Annotated in this window: 21 protein-coding genes; 11 read left to right on the plus strand and 10 right to left on the minus strand. The window is 30.8% G+C overall.

Annotation, left to right across the window (positions count from 1 at the left end; translation table 11 throughout):
• Positions 1 to 1,060, plus strand: a 1,060-nt coding sequence (locus ELQ05_RS04700) for a Cj0814 family flagellar-dependent secreted protein (protein WP_134239968.1), incomplete at its 5' end; no start/stop codon positions are given.
• 94 nt (positions 1,061 to 1,154) lie between these two features.
• Complete coding sequence (locus tag ELQ05_RS04705) at positions 1,155 to 1,925, plus strand: transporter substrate-binding domain-containing protein (protein WP_038817250.1); 771 nt, start codon at positions 1,155 to 1,157, stop codon at positions 1,923 to 1,925.
• A gap of 15 nt (positions 1,926 to 1,940) precedes the next feature.
• On the opposite strand, the gene fliP is transcribed toward ELQ05_RS04705, so the two are convergent.
• A complete protein-coding gene (gene fliP / locus ELQ05_RS04710; RefSeq protein ID WP_002852529.1) occupies positions 1,941 to 2,675 on the minus strand; it encodes a flagellar type III secretion system pore protein FliP in 735 nt (244 codons plus the stop codon).
• A 142-nt stretch (positions 2,676 to 2,817) separates the two neighbouring features.
• Here fliP and glmU point away from each other — a divergent pair, with 142 nt between their 5' ends.
• The 7 genes from glmU to truA are packed head-to-tail and all read left to right on the plus strand — an operon-like array spanning position 2,818 to position 9,061.
• The gene (glmU, locus tag ELQ05_RS04715; protein WP_134239969.1) at positions 2,818 to 4,104 is read left to right on the plus strand and encodes a bifunctional UDP-N-acetylglucosamine diphosphorylase/glucosamine-1-phosphate N-acetyltransferase GlmU; all 1,287 of its coding nucleotides are present in this window, start codon (positions 2,818 to 2,820) and stop codon (positions 4,102 to 4,104) included.
• On the plus strand, positions 4,101 to 5,255 hold the full coding sequence (gene coaBC, locus ELQ05_RS04720) for a bifunctional phosphopantothenoylcysteine decarboxylase/phosphopantothenate--cysteine ligase CoaBC (RefSeq protein WP_070317196.1): 1,155 nt from the start codon (positions 4,101 to 4,103) through the stop codon (positions 5,253 to 5,255). Before glmU ends, coaBC begins: the two co-directional genes overlap by 4 nt.
• Positions 5,252 to 5,869 (plus strand): hypothetical protein, encoded by a 618-nt coding sequence (locus ELQ05_RS04725; protein ID WP_070317195.1) that lies wholly within the window; start codon positions 5,252 to 5,254, stop codon positions 5,867 to 5,869. Before coaBC ends, ELQ05_RS04725 begins: the two co-directional genes overlap by 4 nt.
• Positions 5,870 to 5,872: 3 nt before the next feature.
• On the plus strand, positions 5,873 to 6,541 hold the full coding sequence (gene uppS / locus ELQ05_RS04730) for a polyprenyl diphosphate synthase (RefSeq protein WP_002852565.1): 669 nt from the start codon (positions 5,873 to 5,875) through the stop codon (positions 6,539 to 6,541).
• Positions 6,538 to 7,314, plus strand: a complete 777-nt coding sequence (locus tag ELQ05_RS04735; protein ID WP_070317194.1) for an A24 family peptidase — start codon at positions 6,538 to 6,540, stop codon at positions 7,312 to 7,314. The genes uppS and ELQ05_RS04735 overlap by 4 nt, the downstream gene beginning before the upstream one ends.
• Positions 7,314 to 8,339: an LptF/LptG family permease gene (locus ELQ05_RS04740; RefSeq protein ID WP_002856798.1), complete on the plus strand. Its 1,026-nt coding sequence runs from the start codon at positions 7,314 to 7,316 to the stop codon at positions 8,337 to 8,339. Before ELQ05_RS04735 ends, ELQ05_RS04740 begins: the two co-directional genes overlap by 1 nt.
• The gene (gene truA, locus ELQ05_RS04745) at positions 8,336 to 9,061 is read left to right on the plus strand and encodes a tRNA pseudouridine(38-40) synthase TruA (RefSeq protein ID WP_096703135.1); all 726 of its coding nucleotides are present in this window, start codon (positions 8,336 to 8,338) and stop codon (positions 9,059 to 9,061) included. Before ELQ05_RS04740 ends, truA begins: the two co-directional genes overlap by 4 nt.
• Here the strand turns inward: truA and ilvA are convergent.
• On the minus strand, positions 9,058 to 10,269 hold the full coding sequence (ilvA, locus tag ELQ05_RS04750; RefSeq protein ID WP_070317192.1) for a threonine ammonia-lyase: 1,212 nt from the start codon (positions 10,267 to 10,269) through the stop codon (positions 9,058 to 9,060). The two genes, truA and ilvA, sit on opposite strands and share 4 nt — an antisense overlap.
• Positions 10,269 to 10,682 carry a CoA-binding protein gene (locus ELQ05_RS04755; RefSeq protein ID WP_070317191.1) on the minus strand — a complete coding sequence of 138 codons (414 nt, stop codon included), beginning with the start codon at positions 10,680 to 10,682 and terminating at the stop codon, positions 10,269 to 10,271. Before ELQ05_RS04755 ends, ilvA begins: the two co-directional genes overlap by 1 nt.
• A 119-nt stretch (positions 10,683 to 10,801) precedes the next feature.
• Here ELQ05_RS04755 and ELQ05_RS04760 point away from each other — a divergent pair, with 119 nt between their 5' ends.
• Positions 10,802 to 11,218: a membrane protein gene (locus ELQ05_RS04760; RefSeq protein WP_002856751.1), complete on the plus strand. Its 417-nt coding sequence runs from the start codon at positions 10,802 to 10,804 to the stop codon at positions 11,216 to 11,218.
• Here ELQ05_RS04760 and trmA read toward each other — a convergent pair.
• From trmA to ELQ05_RS04785, 5 genes are read right to left on the minus strand one after another with little or no spacing between them, the layout of a single operon-like run.
• Positions 11,205 to 12,278, minus strand: a complete 1,074-nt coding sequence (gene trmA / locus ELQ05_RS04765) for a tRNA (uridine(54)-C5)-methyltransferase TrmA (protein ID WP_088303878.1) — start codon at positions 12,276 to 12,278, stop codon at positions 11,205 to 11,207. The two genes, ELQ05_RS04760 and trmA, sit on opposite strands and share 14 nt — an antisense overlap.
• The gene (locus tag ELQ05_RS04770) at positions 12,275 to 14,008 is read right to left on the minus strand and encodes a Na+/H+ antiporter NhaC family protein (RefSeq protein ID WP_044779268.1); all 1,734 of its coding nucleotides are present in this window, start codon (positions 14,006 to 14,008) and stop codon (positions 12,275 to 12,277) included. Before ELQ05_RS04770 ends, trmA begins: the two co-directional genes overlap by 4 nt.
• The gene (locus ELQ05_RS04775) at positions 14,005 to 14,754 is read right to left on the minus strand and encodes an SDR family NAD(P)-dependent oxidoreductase (protein ID WP_002872837.1); all 750 of its coding nucleotides are present in this window, start codon (positions 14,752 to 14,754) and stop codon (positions 14,005 to 14,007) included. The genes ELQ05_RS04770 and ELQ05_RS04775 overlap by 4 nt, the downstream gene beginning before the upstream one ends.
• The gene (locus tag ELQ05_RS04780) at positions 14,751 to 15,989 is read right to left on the minus strand and encodes an ankyrin repeat domain-containing protein (RefSeq protein WP_134239970.1); all 1,239 of its coding nucleotides are present in this window, start codon (positions 15,987 to 15,989) and stop codon (positions 14,751 to 14,753) included. The genes ELQ05_RS04775 and ELQ05_RS04780 overlap by 4 nt, the downstream gene beginning before the upstream one ends.
• Positions 15,990 to 16,048: 59 nt before the next feature.
• Positions 16,049 to 18,595 carry a bifunctional aconitate hydratase 2/2-methylisocitrate dehydratase gene (locus tag ELQ05_RS04785; RefSeq protein ID WP_096703137.1) on the minus strand — a complete coding sequence of 849 codons (2,547 nt, stop codon included), beginning with the start codon at positions 18,593 to 18,595 and terminating at the stop codon, positions 16,049 to 16,051.
• Between the two features lie 54 nt (positions 18,596 to 18,649).
• Here ELQ05_RS04785 and ELQ05_RS04790 point away from each other — a divergent pair, with 54 nt between their 5' ends.
• Positions 18,650 to 19,102, plus strand: coding sequence for a methylated-DNA--[protein]-cysteine S-methyltransferase (locus tag ELQ05_RS04790; RefSeq protein WP_070317187.1), 453 nt, complete (start codon positions 18,650 to 18,652; stop codon positions 19,100 to 19,102).
• Here the strand turns inward: ELQ05_RS04790 and ELQ05_RS04795 are convergent.
• Both ELQ05_RS04795 and metG read right to left on the minus strand, forming a co-directional pair.
• Positions 19,094 to 20,035, minus strand: coding sequence for a hypothetical protein (locus tag ELQ05_RS04795; protein WP_070317186.1), 942 nt, complete (start codon positions 20,033 to 20,035; stop codon positions 19,094 to 19,096). The genes ELQ05_RS04790 and ELQ05_RS04795 overlap by 9 nt on opposite strands.
• Positions 20,036 to 20,038: 3 nt before the next feature.
• Positions 20,039 to 21,925, minus strand: a complete 1,887-nt coding sequence (gene metG, locus ELQ05_RS04800) for a methionine--tRNA ligase (protein WP_070317185.1) — start codon at positions 21,923 to 21,925, stop codon at positions 20,039 to 20,041.

Here is a 21,925-nt window from a genome sequence, read left to right on the forward strand (position 1 = left end):
GACAAGTTCTCCTAATTATGATATATCAAGTGAATTTAAAAACTCTATTTATACTCTAAAATATAAACAAGCAGATACAAGCAATATTGTATCTTTAGCTTATGGTTATGGAGTAGATGCTAATGGTTATATGGGAGAAGATTTTAACAAAGCTGCAGGACTTCCTGAAGATTTTAAGATACATAAATCTACTTTAGATGAGATATATAACTTTAATGAAGCACAATATCAAGACATAAAAGAACACCTAGGAATTTCTCGCTATTTTACCAATATCGATATGGCTGATACCATAAAACAATACTATAATCAATTTAATCAAATTGTTAATCATACTTTTAATGATACCAATAAAACAAGTTTCACTGAAGCAGATATAAATTCTATGCCTAAGGGAATTAGTGAATTATCATCTAAAACTATAGGTATTATGCCGAAAAATTATAATAAGCTAACAATAACAAACTATTATAATACACAAGAGCAATATAATGAAGCAGAACAATTAGGAATGTTTGGACATATTAATATAGGCTTACAACCATTAAATTTCACTCCGCAAAGTATGCAAACTCAAAATTTAGATAAAGACACTGCAATAGATACTTTTAATCCTGATATGTCAGTTTATCCACAAAATGAAGATGGAAGCTACTCTAAAGAAGCTTTGTTTATGAGTTTTTTAAAATCAACGGGTGTATTGCCAAGAGAAGGTAGTGCAACATTAAATCCTATAGCTAAGTCTTATGCTGAAGCTATGGCTAAAGAAAGCTTTGATGGATCATTAACTTCCTTAGATGACATTATGACAGGTAAAGTTGATTTTGCAAGTTTATTAAAAGGTTATGCACAAGATGGCTGGCTTGATGCAGATATATATGCAATGGATAAAGGGGTTAAATGGCAAAATACAAGCATAGGTTATAGTGGAGCTTGGTTTGATAATCAGTTTAATCAAGCAAAAGCTAATGGTTGGAAAGTAAGCAGTGAAAGTATAAATTCTTTTGCTGATTCTATAGCGGATAGACTTAATAATCTTATAGGACAAACTAGGGTTTAGGAAGTATTAATTTTTTAAGTTTGAAGCAAATTGCTAATAACAAAATAAGATAAAATTAGTATAATTTTTTTACAAAAAAATTTGAAAGGAAATTATGAAAAAAATTATTTTGATTTTTATCTCTTTTTTTGCTTTAAATTTGAGTGCAAAAGATTTGGTTGTAGGAATGGAGCTTGGATATCCGCCTTTTGAAATGAGCGATAAAACAGGCAAAGCAAGTGGAATTAGTGTGGATTTTTTAGAAGCTTTTGCAAAGAAAAACGGCTATAAACTTGTAGTAAAAAATATCGCTTGGGATGGTTTAATACCTGCTTTAAAAACAGCCAAGATAGATCTTATCATGTCTTCTATGACAATTACCGATGAGAGAAAGAAAGTGGTGGATTTTAGCATTCCTTATGCTAAGGCAAATTTGGCTATTTTAGCTCCTTTGAGCTCTGATATTACAAATATCAAAGATTTAGATAAAAAGGGCAAAGTTTTGGCTTTAAAGCGTGGTTCTACAGGGCATTTATATGCGGTTAAAAATTTAAAAAATGCAACTATTAATTTATTTGATAAAGAAAATGCTGCTATTTTGGAAGTGATTCAAGGTAAGGCTGATGGATTTTTTTATGATCAACTTACGATTTATCGCACTTGGCAAAAACATCAAGATACAACTAGAGCCATTTTGGCACCTTTTCAAGAAAATCCTGAGTTTTGGGGTATAGCAGTGCAAAAAGGTAATGCAGAACTTAAAAAAGAGCTTGATGAATTTATTGCAGAAAGCAAAAAAGATGGGCTTTTTGATTCTTTAGGAGAAAAATATCTTAAAGATGTTAAAGATACTTTTAAAAAGAATAATTTAGAATTCTTTTTCTAAGAAGGATTTTCCTTCTTAGGTTACAAAGCTTTCCACAAGCCTTTGCACTAGCAAATTCCATCCATCCACTAATACAAAAATTAAGAGTTTAAAAGGTAAAGAGATCATAGTAGGAGGTAGCATCATCATACCCATAGCCATTAAAACTGAGCTTACAACCATATCTATGACTAAAAAAGGTAGGTAGATTAAAAACCCTATTTCAAAAGCAGTTTTAAGCTCTGAAATCATAAAAGCAGGAACTAAAACCGTAAGGGGAACATCATCTATGGTTTTGGGATTGGGTAGATTGCGTATGCGATAAAAAAGGGCTAAATCTTTTTCGCGAGTATTTTTAAGCATAAAATCTTTAAAAGGCTTTGCTCCTTTTATAAAAGCCTCTTCATAGCCTATTTTTTCTGCTAAATAAGGTTTTATACCTTCATTATAAGATTTTGTAGCTACAGGTTCCATGATAAAAAAAGTTAAAATTAAAGCCAAGGTTACTAAAATAGTGTTAGGTGGCATACTTTGCGTCCCCATAGCTTGTCGCAAAAATGAAAATACCACAATAAGACGCAAGAAAGAAGTCATAACAAAAACTATACTTGGAGCGAGTGCAAGTATGGTTAAAACAATCACTATATTTAAAGTAGTAACAAGCTGATTAGGTGTATTGGGTGCACTTAAGCTTAAATTTACTGTAGGGATAGTTGCTTCAGCAGCAAATAAGCTCATGCTTAAAAGTAAAAATAATAATATTTTTTTCAAAATTTAAAAACCTTTTTTTGTTTTTTATTAAAGAAATTTAAATTTTATCTTTTGATGACTAAAAACTAGTTTAAGGGTATTAGGATTTTAACTTTAAACTGCTAAAATAGTCTTTTAGACTTCTTAATAACAAAGGTAAAAAATGAAAACTTCTATTTTGATTTTAGCGGCAGGATTAGGCACTAGAATGAAATCACAAAAGCCAAAGGTTTTGCAAGAGCTTTGTCAAAAAAGTATGATTTTACACATTTTAAAAAAGGCTTTTGCTTTAAGTGATGATGTAAGTGTAGTTTTATCGCATCAAAAAGAACGCGTTGAAAAAGAAATTTTAGAACATTTTCCAAAAACACAAATTTTAGAGCAAGACTTGCAAAATTATCCAGGAACTGCGGGAGCTTTAAGGGGGTTTGAGCCTAAAAATGAAAGAGTGTTGATTCTTTGTGGCGATATGCCTTTGGTTGAGCAAACAAGTTTGGAAGCTTTGTTGGGTAATAATGCAAAATTAAATCTAGCAGTTTTTAAAGCAAGAGATCCTAAAAGTTATGGCAGAGTGGTGATAAAAAACGATAGCGTTGAAAAAATTGTTGAATTTAAAGATGCAAATACACAAGAAAAAGAGATAAATACTTGCAATTCTGGGGTTTATGTGATTGACTCGAGGCTTTTAAAAGAGCTTTTACCTTTGATTGATAACAATAATGCGGCAAAAGAGTATTATTTAACCGACATTGTAAAACTAGCAAAAGAAAAAGATGTGATGATTAAAGCGGTTTTTGTAGATGAAGATGAATTTATGGGGATTAATGATAAATTTGAACTCAGTATAGCTGAAAATTTCATGCAAGAAAAAATTAAAAAACACTGGATGCAACAGGGAGTGATTTTTCATTTACCGCAAAGCACTTTTATAGGTACAGATGTTGAATTTGTAGGTGAATGCGAAGTATATGAAAATGTAAGGATAGAGGGTAAAAGTAAGATTATAAACTCTATCATTAAAAGTTCAAGCGTGATAGAAAATTCCATTGTAGAAAATAGCGATGTAGGGCCTTTGGCACATTTGCGTCCAAATTGTGAGTTAAAAAACACTCATATAGGAAATTTTGTAGAATGCAAAAATGCGAAGTTAAATACCGTAAAAGCAGGGCATTTGAGCTATTTGGGAGATTGTGAGATAGATAGTGGAACTAATATAGGCTGTGGGACTATCACTTGTAATTATGATGGGGTAAAAAAGCATAAAACCATCATAGGAAAAAATGTTTTTGTAGGTTCTGATACGCAATTTATCGCACCTGTAAAAATCGAAGATGAAGTGATCATAGCAGCAGGAAGCACAGTAAGTGTTAATGTAGAAAAAGGTGCTTTATTTATCAATAGAGCAGAGCATAAAATGATAAAAGATTATTATAAGAAATTTCAAAAATGAAAACCATACTTTTAGCCATTAGTGGCAGTATAGCTTTTTATAAATCTTACGAGCTTATTTCTTTGTTTAAAAAAGAAGGCTTTAGGGTAAAAGTTTTGCTTTCTAATGGTTTGTTAAAATTTGCTAGCAAAATGAGTTTTGAAGCCTTGGCTGATGAGATTTTATGCGAGGAAAATGAAAGTTGGCAAAACTCAAACAATCACATAGCTTTTAGTAAGGATGCAGATCTTGTTTTGTTTGCCCCTGCAAGTGTTAATTCTATCAATAAACTTGCTTTTGGTATAGCGGATAATCTTTTTATCCAAACCTTAATCGCAGCAAATAAACCTCTTATCATAGCTCCTGCGGCAAATACAAATATGTTTCATCATTTTAGCACACAAAATTCTTTAAAGATACTTAAAAAAAATAAAGCTTTGATTATAGAGCCTATTTGTAAAGTTTTAGCTTGTAAAGATGAAGGCGTAGGAGCCTTAGCTGAAGTTAAGGATATTTTCAATATCACCAAAAGAGAACTTTTAAAAGAAAAGTTTTGGTGCGATAAAAGTGTAGTTATCACAGGTGGCGGCACAAGGGAAAGAATCGATGATGTGCGTTGTGTGAGTAATTTTTCAAGTGGAAAAATGGCAAAAGCCATAGCTGATGCTTTTTATTTTTTAGGAGCTAGGGTAAAACTTTTAAGCTCTGTGGAATTTGATACGCCTTATGAGTTTTGTAAATTTGAAAGTTCTAAGGATCTAAAGGAACTTTTGGATAAAAATTTAAGTCATGACTTTTTGATTATGACAGCTGCGGTGAGTGATTTTATCCCTCAAAGTACAAAAGGAAAAATTAAAAAAAATGAGCATTTACAGGGTTTAAATTTACACCTATCTTTAAATGAAGATTTGCTTAAAACTTGCAAATTTCAAGGTAAAAAGATAGGTTTTAAGATGGAATTTGATTCTCAAAATGCCTTAGAAAATGCGAAAAAATCTTTAAAAGATAAGCAACTTGATATGGTTTGCCTTAATATCATTGATCAAAAAAATTATTTTGGAAGTGATCAAAATGAGCTTTATTTTATCACTTTAAACAATGAAAATAAAAGCACTTTGCAAAGCAAAGAAAAATTGGCATTTGAATTAGTAAAATGGTGTGAAAAATTATGAGTATGATTAATTCTACCTTGCCTATACAAATGAAAGTTTTAGCTAAATCAGGCTATGGACATTATACGCTTTTGTTAAATCACAAAAAGATTCAAACCAAAAGCATGATAGAGCTTGAAATTGGCACTGAATATTTAGCCGAACTTTATATGCAAAATGGTGGAGTTATACAATTTAAACATCTTTCAAAGCGTCCTAATTTCAAACCTTTTGAAGAGGGATTGGCTTTGATAATCGCTATTTTAGAGGATAAAATTTCTTATAAAAAATTCATCATACAAAATCTTTTAGATTGTAAAGATATAGAGCGTTATCAGATATTAAAAGAAATGCTTTTTGCAAGTTTTGAAAATATTTATCATATTCCTTTTATCTTTGAAAATAAATCTTGCTTATTTCAAATGCGTAAAAGAGCAAAATATTTAGAAATTTACTTATATTTTAGTGTTTTTGGAGCTTTGAAAATTTTGATAGATTCACAAGGTGTTAGTGTTTTTACACCTTTTGCTAAGGTGCAAAAATTTTTAAACGAACATTTAGATTTTAATGTATCACAAGAAAACAAGATTGAACCTTTGTTTGTTTTTAAAAGGCTTTTTGATTTTAAAGGATGAAAAATGAATGAATTAAAACACCTTGCTGTTGTTATGGATGGTAATAGGCGCTGGGCTAGGGCTAAGGGTTTTTTGGCAAAACTTGGATATTCCCAAGGAGTTAAAACTATGCAAAAATTGATGGAAGTTTGCATGGAAGAAAATATTTCAAATTTAAGCCTTTTTGCTTTTAGTACGGAAAATTGGAAGCGCCCTAAAGATGAAATTGATTTTATTTTTGAACTTTTAGATCGTTGTTTAGATGAAGCTTTAGAAAAATTTGAAAAAAATAATGTGCGTTTAAGAGCTATAGGTGATTTATCGCGTTTGGAAGATAAAGTAAGAGAAAAAATTACCTTAGTTGAAGAAAAAACAAAGCATTGTGACGCACTTTGTGTTAATTTGGCTATAAGTTATGGTGCAAGAGATGAAATTATAAGAGCTGCTAAGCGTGTGATTGAAAAAAAACTTGAGCTAAATGAAGAAAATTTAACGCAAAATTTAGATTTACCTTTAGATGTGGATTTGATGCTTCGCGTTGGAAATGCCAAAAGGCTTTCAAATTTCTTACTTTGGCAGTGTTCATATGCTGAAATTTATTTTAGTGAAACTTTATTTCCATCTCTTACCAAGAGAGAATTTAAAAGGATTATTAAAGAATTTAGAAATAGAGAAAGAACTTTTGGAAAATGATATTTTTCATAATAATTCTAGGGGCTTGTTTGGGTTCTTTTTGCACAAGTTTGGCAAGTAGGATAATTGAAAAAAAGCCCTTTTTTATCTCGCGCTCTTTTTGTTTTTCTTGCGATACAAAATTAAAATACTATGAAATTATTCCTATTTTTTCTTATGTTTTTTTAAAGGCAAAATGTCAAACTTGCAAATGTCATTTGCCTATTTCTTTGTTAATTAATGAAATTTTAGGCATAATTTTGCTTATTTTGGCTTATTCTTTAAGTCAAAATTTTTATGATTTTTTATTTTTATCTCTATTTTTATTTAATCTTTTCTTGCTTTCTTTAATTGATATTAAACTCAAAGCCGTACCACAAATTTTACTTTGGAGCGCTTTTTTATTTGCTTTTTTTTGCGCCTTTAGGGAAAGTGAAATTTTACATTTTTTGATTTTTAAAGAGTTTAGCGGAGGTTTTTTGCTAAATGCTTTTAGTTTTGGAGGATTTGTTTTTTTATTAAAAAGTTTGGTTTTTTTTCTAATGAATTTCCGAAAAAAAGATGAAATTTTAGAAAATTTGGGTGATGCTGATATTATCATTATGTCTTGTATAGGTGGAATTTTAGGTTTTGAGTATGGATTTTTAGTATTACTTATAGCTTCTATTTTAACTTTGCCTTTTTTTATTTTTTTTAAAATTAAAGCAATAAAAGAGCAAGAACTTGCTATGATACCCTTTTTAAATATCGCTTTTGTGGCAGTTTTATTTTATAAAAACTTAGGATTATTCTAATGAAGCTTAGTTTAAGATATGTTTTAAATCAATTTTTAAGTACGAATTTGTCTATATTTTTCGTACTTTTTGCTATTGTATCTATGGTGTTTTTTATTCAACTTGCAAAACTTACTTCAAGCATAGAGATTAGTTTTTTGGATCTTTTAAAGCTTTATGGGTTTATGTTGCCTAGAATTTTAATTTTTACCTTGCCTATATCTTTTTTTATTTCTTTAACTTTGGCTTTGTTTAGGCTTTCTAAGGAAAATGAAAGCATAGTACTTTTTACTTTGGGATTTTCACCAATGATTTTGGCAAAATTTTTCCTTAAAATTGCAAGCTTGATTAGTGCTTTTATGCTTGTTGTGGCTTTGGTAATGATACCTATAGTATTTGAACTTCAGGATAACTTTGTAAACTATAAAAGCACTCAAGTGAAATTTAACTACAAAACAGGAGAATTTGGACAAAAATTTTTAGACTGGATGATTTTTATAGAAAAACAAGATAGCGATAAGTATGAAAACATAATTATGTATCGCCCTAAACATAAAGCAGATGATAAAGAACAACTTATCATAGCCAAAGAAGCGCATGTGCAAAGAAAAGATGATAGCTTTGCTTTTAGCTTGAATCAAGGCAAAATGTATAATTTTGAGCAAGGTCAAAGTATTTTTAGTGGAGAATTTGACACTTTAGTAGTAAATACTCAGTTTAATACAGACAATCTTCAAACAAAGAAATTTTATGAATACTGGAATGATTTAAACGAAAATCCACAAAGAGCAAGAGAATTTGTGATTTATACAACTATAGCCTTGTTTCCACTTGCTAGTACGCTTTTTGCGCTTTGTTTTGGTTTGGTTACTTATCGTTATGAAAAAGGCTATGTGTATTTAGGTATGTTTGGAGTGATTGCTATATATTTTGGACTTTTAAGTTCTTTTTCTCAACCTCCAATTTTGGCTTGCCTTGGAATTTTTTCTTTAAGTTTATTTGTTTCGGCTTATTGTTTTAAGAAAATGATTTTGAGTCGTTATTGATGAAAATAAAAATTATATTTTCTTATGATGGCTCTGCTTTTTTAGGTTCTGCTACTCAGCCTCATAAAAAAGGTGTTCAAGATGCTTTAAGTGGGGTCTTATCGCATTTGGGTATTGTTTCACCTCTTTTGATGGCTTCTCGTACAGATAAAGGAGTACATGCAAGCTATGCTGTAGCTAGTGTGGAGTGTGGAGATCATTTTGTAAATTTAGAATATCTTCAAAAACAGCTTAATAAATTTTCCCATCCTTTTATCCATATCAAAAAAATTGAAAAAGTAAAAGATGATTTTGAAGTAAGATTTGATGTAAAAAGTAGAGAATACCGCTATATATTTTCTCATTCTTCTTATAGTCCTTTTATGGCTTCTTATGTACATTTTTATCCTAAATTTGACTTAGATAAGGCTAACGAGCTTTTGGGTTTTTTTGTGGGAAAAAAGGATTTAAAGTTTTTTTGCAAAAGTGGAGGGGATAATAAAACGACTTTAAGGGAAATTTTTATTGCTAGAGCTTATGCTTATAAAGATTTTAGCATTTTTCATTTTAAAGCTAATGGTTTTTTAAGAGGGCAAATTAGATTAAGTGTAGCAAGTGTTTTAAAGGTTTTAGAAGGAAGAATGAGTGAAAAAGAGCTCAAAGAACAGATTGAGGCCAAAAAGCAATATAATCACTTTTTAGCACCGCCAAATGGGCTTTATTTAAGCCGTATATGTTATTAAAAACTTTCATAGAAATTAAAGGCCTTTTGGGTTAAAATTTTTCTTATTTCTTCTTGATGTTCTTTACCTTTGGTTTCTAGGGTAATTGAAATCATCGCATCGCCATAATCAAGCTTGGTGGAAAATCTATCATAGTCGATTTTTACTATATTTGCATTGGCTATTTTTAAGCTATCTGTAAGGTGTAATAATGCCCCGGGTTTATCTACTAAAGTAACATGAATTTGCATTTTTCTATAAGATTTAAATAAACCTTTTTCTATGATGATATTTAGCATTTGTGCATCGATATTGCCTCCGCTTAAAACTACGCCAATTTTTTTACGATTTTGTGTATTTATTTTTTGATGAAGCAGGGCGGCTACACTTGCAGCTCCTGCGCCTTCAACTATGATCTTATGTTTTTCAAGTAAAAACAATACCGCATTAGCGATTTCTTCATCATCAACTTGGATAAAATCATCTACACATTCTAAAATAATGTTAAAATTTATAGGATTTGCATCACGCACAGCAATACCATCGGCTATAGTGCGTACGCTTTTTGCATTTTTGATTTTTTTAGCATGAAAACTTTCATACATTGCAGGAGCTCCTTTGGCTCCAACTCCAATGATTTTAATGTTTGGATTGATTTGTTTAGCTGCACTTGCGATACCACTTATAAGTCCTCCACCACCAACAGGTGTGATAATCATATCAAGATCGCTTATTTCATCAAGCATTTCAAGCATCAAAGTTCCTTGTCCTGCCATTACAAATTCATCTTCAAAAGGATGGATAAAGCTAAGATTATTTTCTTTAGCATAAGAGGTTGCAAAGGTATAAGCTTCATCAAAATTGTCCCCTCTAAGTATCACCTCTGCTCCTAGGGCTTTTGTAGCAGAAACTTTTAAGAGCGGAGTGGATTCTGGCATTACAATAACTGCTTTAATGCCAAATTTTTTTGCACTAATGGCCACGCCTTGAGCATGGTTTCCCGCACTTGCCGCAATGACTCCATGTTGTTTTTGTTCAGCGTTAAGATTGGCTATTTTATTATAAGCTCCACGAATTTTATAAGCACCTGTGATTTGTAAATTTTCATTTTTAAGATAAATCTCACTTTGACAAATATCACTTAAAAAAGAAGAGTGTATGAAAGGAGTTTTATTTACAAACCCTGAAATTTGTTGTTTTGCTTTGTAAATTTTATTAAGCTCTAACACTATTTTTCCTTTGTTTTAAAATGTGGATATTCTAGCATAATGCAACGATTTTGTATAAAATTTATATCTAATTTTTTACATTCTTCTTTGGCTGTTTCATTACTAATGCCAAGTTGAAGCCATAGGTTTTTAATATTTTTTTCAATAAGCTTAGAAAGAATTTCTAGTGCTACTTCGCCTTTTCTAAAAAGTATAAGTGTATCGATTTTTTCTTCTATTTGATTTAAATTTCTATAAACTTTTTCATTTAAAATAAACTCTTCTTTAGGATAAATAGGAAAAATTTTATAATTTTTTCTTTGTAAAAATTCTGCTACCCTATAAGAAGCTTTTGTCTTATCTGGACTTAAAGCAAATATGGCAATATTTTTACTTGTATTTATAATATAAGAGATAGTTTCTTTTTCGTTCATTGTTAACCTTTGTTTTGGTATTTTATCTTAAATGATTAAAAAATTAACTAAAAGTGAATTCAAAAAATGAAAAAAGTGTTATAATATAGCAAATTCCGAAGTTTAATAAGGAGGGAAAAATGGAAGAATTTTATCCATATACTTTAACAATCCATCTTCTTTGTGCTATTTTGTTTATAGGTTATTTGTTTGTTGATGTATTTGTTTTGGGTGTAGTTAAAAAGAAAAACCCTAATTTTGACAAAAGTCTTTTTAGTGCTACTGGAGTTAAAATAATGCCTTTTGTGGTTCTTTTGCTTTTTTTAAGCGGAGGTGCTTTGGCAGGTTTTCATTTTAAACCTTTAAATTTACTTTTTGCTGTAAAAATTATTTTGGCTTTTGGAATTTTATCTTTAGTTGTTTTTTCTTTATTTTGTCATTTTATATTAAAGAAGAAAAACCCGCTTGGTGCTTTTATCCACCCTTTTGTATTTGTGCTTTGTATCGCGATAGTAATACTGGCTAAATTAATGAATTATTTTTTTATACCTTGCTAAGAAATACTCCACATTCAAGATGTGGAGTATTGGCAAATTGATCAAAAAGAGCAAACTCTTCCACTCTATGTGTTAGGCTTAATTCTTTTAAATTTTCTTTTAAAGTGATAGGATTGCAAGAAATATAAATAATATTTTCATATTTTTTTATTAAGTCAATTACGCTTTTATCAAGTCCTGCACGGGGTGGATCAACTAAAACATGAGAGAAATTAAAATCATCTAATCGAATATCTTTTAAACGAAAAAATTTTCTTTCTTTTTTGATAGCAAGACTTAATTCTTCGCTTGAAAGTCTTGCAAAGTAGATATTTGTTGTATTGTTAAGTTTGCAATTTTTTAAAGCAAAATTAATATTGTTTTTTGAAATTTCAGTGGCTAAAACTTTAAAAAAGAATGGTGCTAAAGCTAAAGTAAAATTTCCATATCCACAGTAAAGCTCAAGTAAATCCATTCTTTTTTGAGTATTTAAAATTTCACACACCCAAGTAATCATTTTTTCATTTATAGCAGTATTAGGCTGAATAAAACAATCGTTGTTAAATTCATAAAATATTTTTCTATCTTGAATATTTAAAGTTTGTCTTAGATTTTCTGTTTTAAAAATAAGTTTTTTGCCTTTACTTCTTGCTATAAGGTTGATATGAAGAATATTGCTTAAATTTTCTAAATTTGACTTTATATCCTCTATATTTTTATGATAGAGTAAGGTTACGCTAAGTTCTTGCTTTGTGGTTAAAAACTCCACGCCAAAAAGTTTTTCTTTTAATTTATTATCTTGACGCAAGTATTCTAGAAGTTTTGGCATAAAAGCACAAATTTTTTCATCAGCAAAATCTAAATATTCTATAATGTACTTTTTTTTGCTTTTTGGATCAAACATTGCATAAAAAAGTGTATCGTTTTCATGATAAAATGAAAGTTCAGCTCTTGTACGATAATGTTTATCTTTTGAGGCAAAAAGTTTAAAATCCTTTGTATAAAATTCTTTAAAATATTTTTTTATGAAAGAGTGTTTTTCATCTAAAGTGAGAAAATTTCCAAAATTTTCAAGACTCATGGAACTTTCTTTCCGATGAGTCTTAATAAAAGCGCAATAAGTATGAAATTTAAAGGCAAGACAAACCAAACGCTAAGTCCTAAAGATACAGGAATATATCCAGCGATTAAAGAAATGCCACAGATAAATAAAGCATAAGGAATTTGTGTTCTTACATGCTCCATATGATCGCATTTTGCACTCATAGATGAAAGGATTACATTATCTGAAATTGGTGAGCAATGGTTTCCAAAAATCGCACCTGTTAAAACGCAGCTTATATTAATAACCATATAATGATGCATAGCATTTGCATCCATACCATTGATTTTGGCGATTTCATGAGCTAAAGGCACAGCCAAAGGCATTAAAATCCCCATAGTTCCATAGCTTGTTCCTATGGCAAAAGAAATGGCTGAAGCAAAAGCAAAAATAGTAGCAGGTAAAATAAACTCAGGCAATTTATCTGCAAGCAAACTAGTGATAAATAAAGAAGTTCCTAGATCTTTTACTATACTTGAAAGCGACCAAGCAAATAAAAGCAATACTATGGTAAAAATCATGGTTTTCCAGCCATATATCCAAGTTTCTACCGCTTCTTTAAGATTGAAAATTTTACGACGCACCCCGATAAAAATCGCTACAATAGCAGCAAACAAAGCAGCTTGGAATAATACCACAGAAGAATCAGCATTTCCAAAAGCAGCCCTAAAAGTTTCAAAAGACAAAGGATTAGCACTTGCTTTTGCAAGTTCTTCGCCTTCTAAAGTGCTAAGTCCATTAAAATAAAATCCTAATATAGCTAAAATGATTAAAGTAAAAATAGGAACAATAGCATCAAAAGCACGAATTTTAATACCTTCTTTTGGTGCTAAAAATTGATCTTCTAATTCAGCAGTATCTAGTGTGCCTGATTTAGGTAGAGGAGCAATTTGTCCTGTGGTTCTTGCACGCACTTCAGCCTTGTACATAGAACCAAACTCACGTCCCATGATTGCAGTCATGACTACAAAAAAAAGCATGAAGATATTATAAAAACGATAAGGTATGGTTTCAACAAAAATTCCAAAAGCACTAATATCGCTAATGCCTATGTGTTCATAAGCGGTTTTAATTAAAGAAACTTCTAAGCCTATCCAAGTAGAAATTACAGCTATTCCTGCTACAGGAGCTGCGGTAGAGTCGATAATAAAGGCAAATTTTTCACGAGAAATTTTAAATTTATCCGCCAAAGGACGCATAATTGGACCTACGATCAGTAAATTAGCATAATCATCAAAAAATATTAAAAGCCCTAAAAACCAAGTATTAACTTGAGCTGATACAGCTGATTTGGCTCTTTTGGCAAATTTTAATGCTACAGCTTTTGCACCACCCATTTTTGTGATAAGCGCCACAAGACCACCTATACAAAGAATTTGTAAAATGATTCCCGCATTTACTGGATCAGAAGTTGAACCTAAGATATAAGAAATAATCTTTGAAAAAGATTCTACTGCAGTATTATAAAAATTTACAAAAGCTAAATGTTGTGCTTTGAAAATATTTGCAGAAAGGCTAAGTAGAAAAGTTCCACTTAAAACTCCAGCAAAGAGTGACAAAATAACATCTTTTGTGATAAAGGCTAAAGCAATAGCAACTAAAGGCGGTATAAGCGTAAAAACTCCAAATAAATTAGCATTTGCAGCTGCTTCTGAGGAGTTTGCAAATGCAACTAAAGGTAAAAACAATAAAACTAAAAATTTATTCATTCATCTCTTTCTATATAAAATCCATTCCAAGTTTGTGTTACCGGCATAAGCTCGATTTCATTAACATTAATATGGCTTGGTAGGTTAATGATAGACATTACCACTTTGGCAATATCATTAGCACTGATAAATTGCGTATTTTCATACACTGCATCAGCTTTTTGGATATCTCCTTTAAAACGCACTTCACTAAATTCAGTTTTGCAAAGTCCTGGAGCAATGTTTGTTACTTTGATATTGCTTCCTCTAAGATCATTTCTTAAGGCCAATGAAAATTGTCCTACAAAGGCTTTGGTTCCACAATACACATTGCCTCCAAAATAAGGATTTCTTCCTGCAACCGAACCTAAGTTAAAAATATAAGCATTTTTTTGTTTACGAAGTATAGGAATAACAGCTTTTGCAACATATAAAAATCCTTTGATGTTTGTATCAATCATAGTGTTAATATCTTCAAGGTTTAATTTATCAAATTCATCTACCCCTAAAGCTAAACCTGCATTATTAAAAAGCACATCAATTTCTTGAAATTCTTTGGGTAAATTTTCAATAGCCTCAAAGATTTCTTTTTGATTTCTTACATCTATGCAAAGCGTGTAAATCTTATCTTTGTGAGCATTTTTTAACTCTTCTAGACGCTCTTTGCGTCTAGCAAGGGCGATTACTTTGTAGCCTTCTTGTATAAAAGCTTCAACGCAAGCTCTACCAAAACCTGAACTAGCTCCTGTAATAAATGCGGTTTTCATTCTAAACTACCTCCGTAAAATAGATTTTCGTTTGCTTTTAAACCCAAGCTTTTTAGATAATCAGCATTTTCTTTTTTACCTGCTGATAGCGCAAAGTCGAGTGCATTAAAACCAAGATCATCAACAGCATTAAAATTTGCTCCTTTTGAAATAAGAAGTTTTAAAATTTCAACATTTCCATAGGCCGCAGCATGCATTAAAACATTTTTTGAAGTGTGCTCTAGAGCGCAAAATGTAATAAAATAAGGCGTATTTGAACCTATGTTCGCACTTAATGCTAATTTTTCATTGTTATTAATATATTTTTGATTAACATTTGCTCCATTATCAAGAAGTAGTTTTATGATATCAAGACGATTAAACTCTATGGCATAAAAAAGTGGGGTTTTACCAAAGGCATTGGCTTGATTAACATTTGCTCCATTTTGGATTAAAAAGTTTGTATTTTCATAATTTTCCAATGCATAAAAAATAGCACTTTCATAACCTTCGTCAATCCTAGCACCAAAACGAATCAAAAGTTCTAAAATTTCTTTTTCTCTTTGATTTAAAAGCGCTGCTTGCAAGGCTATAGTAAGATCATCTTGACTTGGATTATTTGAAAAAATAAAATCTTGTATATAAGATACTGAATAATTTTTATTTGACATGATTTTTGCTAAAGGACTAATGTCTTTGTAAATTTTTGTTTCACCAACAGCCCAATTTAAAAATTCGTTTAAGGCATTGCTAGTATAGTAAATATTACTACCTTTGTCAAAATTAAAATTACTTTCAAAATACTTTTCTAAAGGTTCTATAGCATTGTTATATTCTTTCCAAAAAGCTTTGTAAAGTCTAAAATTTCCTATACTTTGATATGCCCAATATCTAAAATAAGATTTTAAAATATCATATTTTTTTTCTAAATTTTCGGGTGTATCTAAAGTTTTTTGATAAGCGATGGGATCGATAGCTATTTTTAATAATAAAAAATCAAATTGTTGTAATTTGGGCAAATAAGCCACACCATTACAAGAGTTATTGCTTCCGCGAATTTCATTGGAAATCGCATAGAGTTTTTTTGTAAAATCTTGATTTTTTAAAGATTCTTTACAGCTTGAAGCTATATTTAAATAATCTAAATTTGAACTTTCATTTAGCAATGTTTTATTATTTTTAATGTTGTCGCAGTTAATGGCATCGCTAGCCATTAAACTTGCAAAACAACAAAAGGAAGTGAATAATAACTTCAATATTTTTCCTTTGAAAATTTTAATTTTGTTATTTAATCCAAATAAGTATTAAATTTGAATTAATTTTCAAGTTTGAAATTTTCAATCTCATTGAAATTTAAATATCTATAGATATTTGCCTTATGCTCATCACTTAGCTTTTCGCTGACAATTTGTAAATATTCTTCCTTGCTTGGAATTTTACCCAAAATCGCACAAACTGCTGCAAGTTCTGCACTGCCTAAATATACTTTAGCGCCCATTCCCATACGGTTGTCAAAATTTCTTGTAGAAGTTGAGAAAACTACAGCTCCATCATTTACTCTAGCTTGATTACCCATACATAAAGAACAACCAGGAACTTCTATTCTAGCACCTGCTGCGCCAAAGATGCTGTAATAACCTTCATTAGTAAGTTGCGCTTTATCCATTTTTGTTGGAGGTACTACCCAAAGTCTGGTTTTAAGTATGCCTTTATCTTTTAAAATTTCTCCCAAAGCTCTATAATGTCCTATATTTGTCATACAAGAGCCTACAAAAACTTCATCTATATTTTTTGGACGCTTATCATCGGCTAAAATTTCACTCAAAGTCGCCACATCATCAGGGTCATTTGGACAAGCTAGGATTGGCTCTTTAATGTCGTTAAGATTAATATCTATAATATAAGCGTATTTTGCATCTTTATCTGCTCTTAAAAGAGTAGGGTTTTTAAGCCATTCTCTCATTTTTTCAGCCCTTCTGGCAAGGGTAGCTTTATTTTCGTATCCTGCTTCTATCATAGCTTCAATTAAAGAGATATTGGATTTGATATATTCGCTTACACTTTCTATGCTTAAATCCACACTGCAAGCAGCTGCAGATCTTTCAGCACTTGCATCACTAAGTTCAAAAGCTTGTTCGACTTTTAAGTTTGGCAAGCCTTCTATTTCTAAAATTTTTCCTGCAAAAATATTTTTCTTATTTTTCTTTTCAACGGTAAGTTGTCCTTGTTTGATTGCATAATAAGGTATAGCATTAACCAAATCTCTTAAGGTAACTCCAGCTTGTAATTCCCCACTAAAACGCACTAAAACACTTTCAGGTACATTTAAAGGCATAGAACCAGTAACCGCAGCAAAAGCCACAAGTCCACTTCCTGCAGGGAAAGAAATTCCTATAGGAAAACGCGTGTGAGAATCCCCACCCGTTCCTACGGTATCTGGCAATACAAAACGATTAAGCCAAGAGTGGATAACCCCATCACCTGGTTTTAAACTCACCCCACCACGACTTGTCATGAAATTGGGCAAGGTTTTATGTAAATTTGAATCGCTTACTTTTGGATAAGCAGCTGTATGGCAAAAGCTTTGCATTACAAAGTCTGCATTAAAACCTAGGCTTGCAAGTTCTTTAATTTCATCTCTAGTCATAGGACCTGTGGTATCTTGAGAGCCTACAGTTAAAGTCATAGGTTCTATATACATACCTGGACGCACACCTTCAACTCCACAGGCACGACCTAGCATTTTTTGAGCTAAGGTATAACCACCGCTTGAAGATTTAGGTTGTTCAGGTTTGGTAAAGATATTTTCACTTTCCATTCCTAAAAATTCTCTAGCCTTAGCACAAAGCCCACGACCTATGATAAGTGGGATTCTTCCTCCTGCTCTAACTTCATCTAAGAGAGTGTTTGGACTGAGTGTAAATTCTGCAATTGTAGAGCCATTTTTTATGATTTTTCCCTCATAAGGATGAATTTCAAACTCATCGCCCATTTCTAAGTTTGTTACATCACAGATGATAGGTAAAGCCCCACTATCTTGAGCAGTGTTAAAGAAAATCGGTGCTATGGTTGAACCCATTACTATACCACCGCTGTGCTTGTTTGGTACCCCTTCTATTTCTTTTCCTAAGTGCCATTGTATAGAATTTATTGCTGATTTTCTACTCGAACCTGTTCCTACAACATCACCTACATAAACCACTTCGCGACCGCTTTTTTTAAGCTCTTTGATTTTTTCTAAGGATCCTGCTTGTCTTACCTTTAGCATGGCATTTGCATGCAAAGGAATATCGCTTCTTGTAAAAGCATCTCCTGCAGGGCTTAGATCATCGGTATTTGTTTCCCCTGCTACTTTAAAAACTATACATTTAATCATTTGAGGTAATTTTTCTTTTTTGTTAAACCAGTCCGCATTTGCCCAGCTTTGTAAAACTTCTTTAGCGTGTGGATTGTTTTTGCTAAGTTCAGCTATGGTATGAAAATTATCATGAACAAAAATAATATTTTTCAACACTTCTGCAGAATCTTTGGCTATGTTTTCATCTTTTAAGGCATCGATTAAAACTTTAACATTATATCCGCCTAGCATAGTTCCAAGCATTCTTAAGGCTCTTTTTTTGTCTATATTTGGAGCACTGATTTTGCCTTTAAGTATAGAATCTAAAAATTCACATTTTACTAAAGCTGCATCATCAACACCAGGATTTACTCTATTTTCTAAAAGATTTGCAAGCTCTTCATTATTTTCATTTTCAAGTAATTTACAAAGTTCTCTAGTTTGATTTGCATTTAAAGGAAGGGGTGGTATACCCAAAGCGGCTCTTTCTTCAACAAGTTTATTGTATTCTTGCATAAAAGACATTTTCTACTCCTTAAATATTTTTTATTATAATTGTAGCTCTTTGAAGGATAAAAAATGTTTAAAGTTTATTATAAAATGCCTTTATGTTACCTATCTTTACATAGTGATGGAAAATTTTTAACTAGAGTCGATTTTTGTGATAATAAAAGATCAGAAAAAAATTGTAGTTTGCTTGACTTAGCAAAATATGAACTTGATTTATATTTTACTCATAAGCTTAGAAAATTTAGCATTCCTGTTTTGATACAAGGTACAGATTTTGAATCAAAGGTTTATAAGGCTTTAATGAAAATTCCTTATGGCAAAATAGCTACTTATAAAGATATAGCAGAAAAAATTAATCATCCCAAAGCTTTTAGAGCTGTCGGAAATGTAAATTCTAAAAATCAAATTCCTATTTTTATACCTTGTCATAGAGTTATTGCAAGCAATGGCATAGGAGGATATAATGGAGGGCTTGAAATAAAAAGATTTTTGCTTGAAAATGAAGGAGTGAATTTAAAATAAGCTTGGGGTTTGATTTTCTTTGTTTTCAAATTCTTGTTCAAAAATATCATAATTTTCAAGAATTAAACAATATTTAAATTTTTTTAATTTTCTTAAATCTGAAAGCTGATTATAGGAAAAATCACAAAATAAAGAATTTTTAGAAGCAATTTTAAAGTCTTTTATGTTTTTAAATTTTTCTTTCCAGAATTCAAAGGTATTTTGGTTGTTGCTTACAATAAACGCTTGAGAGCTTGAACCAAAAGGAGTGATTTCAAATTTATCATCAATAAAATAAATTTTAAAATCATCAATCTTATTAAAGTCAAATATTATTTTTTGACTTTTTTCTTTTAAAAAAGAAATAATTTTTGCAAAACTATTTGCGTAAAAAAAAGGCAAATTAAGATTTTTAAAATATAAATTTTCACAAATCAAAGTTGTAAAAAAGAAACTAGATCGCGATAATAAGGTAAAATTAGCATCTTTTGGACTATGAGAATAGGCACAAAGTTTATTTAAGTAATTTTCTTCACAGTAGCAAAAAATTTCACCCTTTTTTGCTTTGATTAGTTTTTCAAAATCAGCAAAAATATTTCCTTTTAAAATGTTAAAATAAAAAGCCTTGCAAAGACTTAGTTCGTAAGATTTAAAAAGTAAAAATTCATATTCTTTATCTTCACAAAAAAAGCGTAAAAATCTTACAAGAGCTTGTTCTAGATTTTCTACTCTAAAGTAAAAAATTTCTTTATCTTCAATAGTAATGTCATTTTCTGTAATTATGGCATAAGCGCCTTTTTTTATAGCTTGGGCAATTTCTTTTTTATCGTTATTAAAGAAGGCAAAGCCTGCTTTAAGTTCGTTTAAATTTATGGCAAAACCTTCCACGCTTAAAACGCTACCTTCATGAATGAGTGTCGCGTTTAAAAGTTCACCTAAATTGCTAATTTGCATATTTTAGCCTACTAAAGAACCGTTTTGCACAAGTTGTTCAGGGGTGATTAAAACAAGTTTATCTCCGCTTTTTGCAGAAAGTATCATACCATCGCTTTCATGTCCAAAAATTTTAGCTTTTTTGAGATTGCTTATAATGCAAACTTGTTTACCGATTAAATCACTGGCTTTATAGTGTTTTGCTATGCCTGAGAGTACTTGACGGATTTCTTTATCGTCAAGTTCGAGTTGAAATTTCAAAAGTTTTTCACTCCCTTCTATATTTTGACAATCAAGCACCTTAGCGACTTTGATTTCAATTTTTGCAAAATCATCGATTTTTATTTTAGGACTTTCTTCTTTTTTAGGTTCTTCTTTAATTTCTTGTTTTAAAAGAGCTTTTTCTACTTTTGGAAATAAAGCTTCGCAAGGATTTGCTTTAAAATCTAAAAGTTCATTATCAAGTATCATTTTTGCGTAATTTGTAGATGAAATTTCAAAATTTAAAGCTAAGGCCACCTTTTGACAAGACTTTGGTAGAGTAGGGCTTAATAAAAGGCTTGTTTTGGCTAAAATATTTGCACAAAGTGCAACTAAAGCGTTAGCTTGTTCGTGTTTGTTTTCTTTGATTAAATTCCAAGGTTCGTATTTGCTAATGGCTAAATTTGCTACGCTTAAGGCTTTAAAAAGTTCTTCTAAATAACGATTACACTGTAAGTTTTCTAAAAATTCTACCGCTAAATTTAAGTGTTCTTTTGCTTGATTTAATTCAGCATTGTAAAATTTTAAAACACCTTCTTTTGAAATATTTCCTTGAGAATATTTTGTACTCATACCTATAATGCGATTAAGTAAATTCCCAAATTCATTGCTTAGTTCAGCATTGATACGATTTATCAGCATATTTTCGCTAAAATCCCCATCATTACCAAAAGGTACTTCTCTAAGCAAGAAATATCTAAAAGCTTCGCTTCCATAGGCATCAACCACTTCTTTAGGTTTTACAACATTGCCTTTAGATTTGCTCATTTTTTCGCCTTCTTTAGTCCACCAGCCATGTGCACCTATAAATTTTGGCAAAGGTAAATCTACGCTCATTAAAAAAGCTGGCCAATAAATGGCATGAAAACGCAAAATATCTTTTCCTACTAAATGCACATGCGCAGGCCAAAATTTAGCATTTTCTCCCTTGCTTTGAAAATCAAGAGAGCTTATATAGATAAAAAGTGCGTCAAGCCATACATAAATAATATGTTTATCATCATTAATTTCTTGAGGCAGTTTAATCCCCCAATCAAAACTTGTTCTTGTAATGGAAAGATCTTTAAGGCCGCTTTGGACAAAATTTATAAGTTCGTTTTTTTTGTTTTTTGGTAGGATGGGATCTTTTTCTTCATACCATTGTAAAATTTTATCTTGGTATTTTGAAAGTTTAAAAAAATAACTCTCTTCTTTTAAAATCGTAGTCTTTTTGCCACAATCTGGACAAGAACAATCATTGATAAGCTGACTTTGAGTAAAAAAGCTTTCGCAAGAAATACAATAGTGTCCTTCGTATTCATCTTTATAAATATCGCCTTTTTGCCACATTTTTAAAAACATAGCTTTAACAAATTCAATATGCCTTGTATCAGTTGTTCTTGTGTAAATATCATAGGTGATTTCAAATTCATCCCATAATTTTTTAAATTCAAAACTGATTTTATCAGCATATTCTTGAGGAGTGGAATTTCTTAGTTTGGCAGCTTCTTCGATTTTTTGTCCATGCTCATCTGTTCCTGTTAGAAATCTTGTTTCATGTCCTTGCAAACGATAAAATCTTGCTAAAGTATCGGCTATGATGGTAGTATAAGCATGACCTAAATGAGGCACATCATTTACATAATAAATTGGTGTTGTAATATAACGCAT

Source organism: Campylobacter sp. US53 (genome assembly GCF_004378995.1).
GTDB classification, from domain to species: domain Bacteria; phylum Campylobacterota; class Campylobacteria; order Campylobacterales; family Campylobacteraceae; genus Campylobacter_D; species Campylobacter_D jejuni.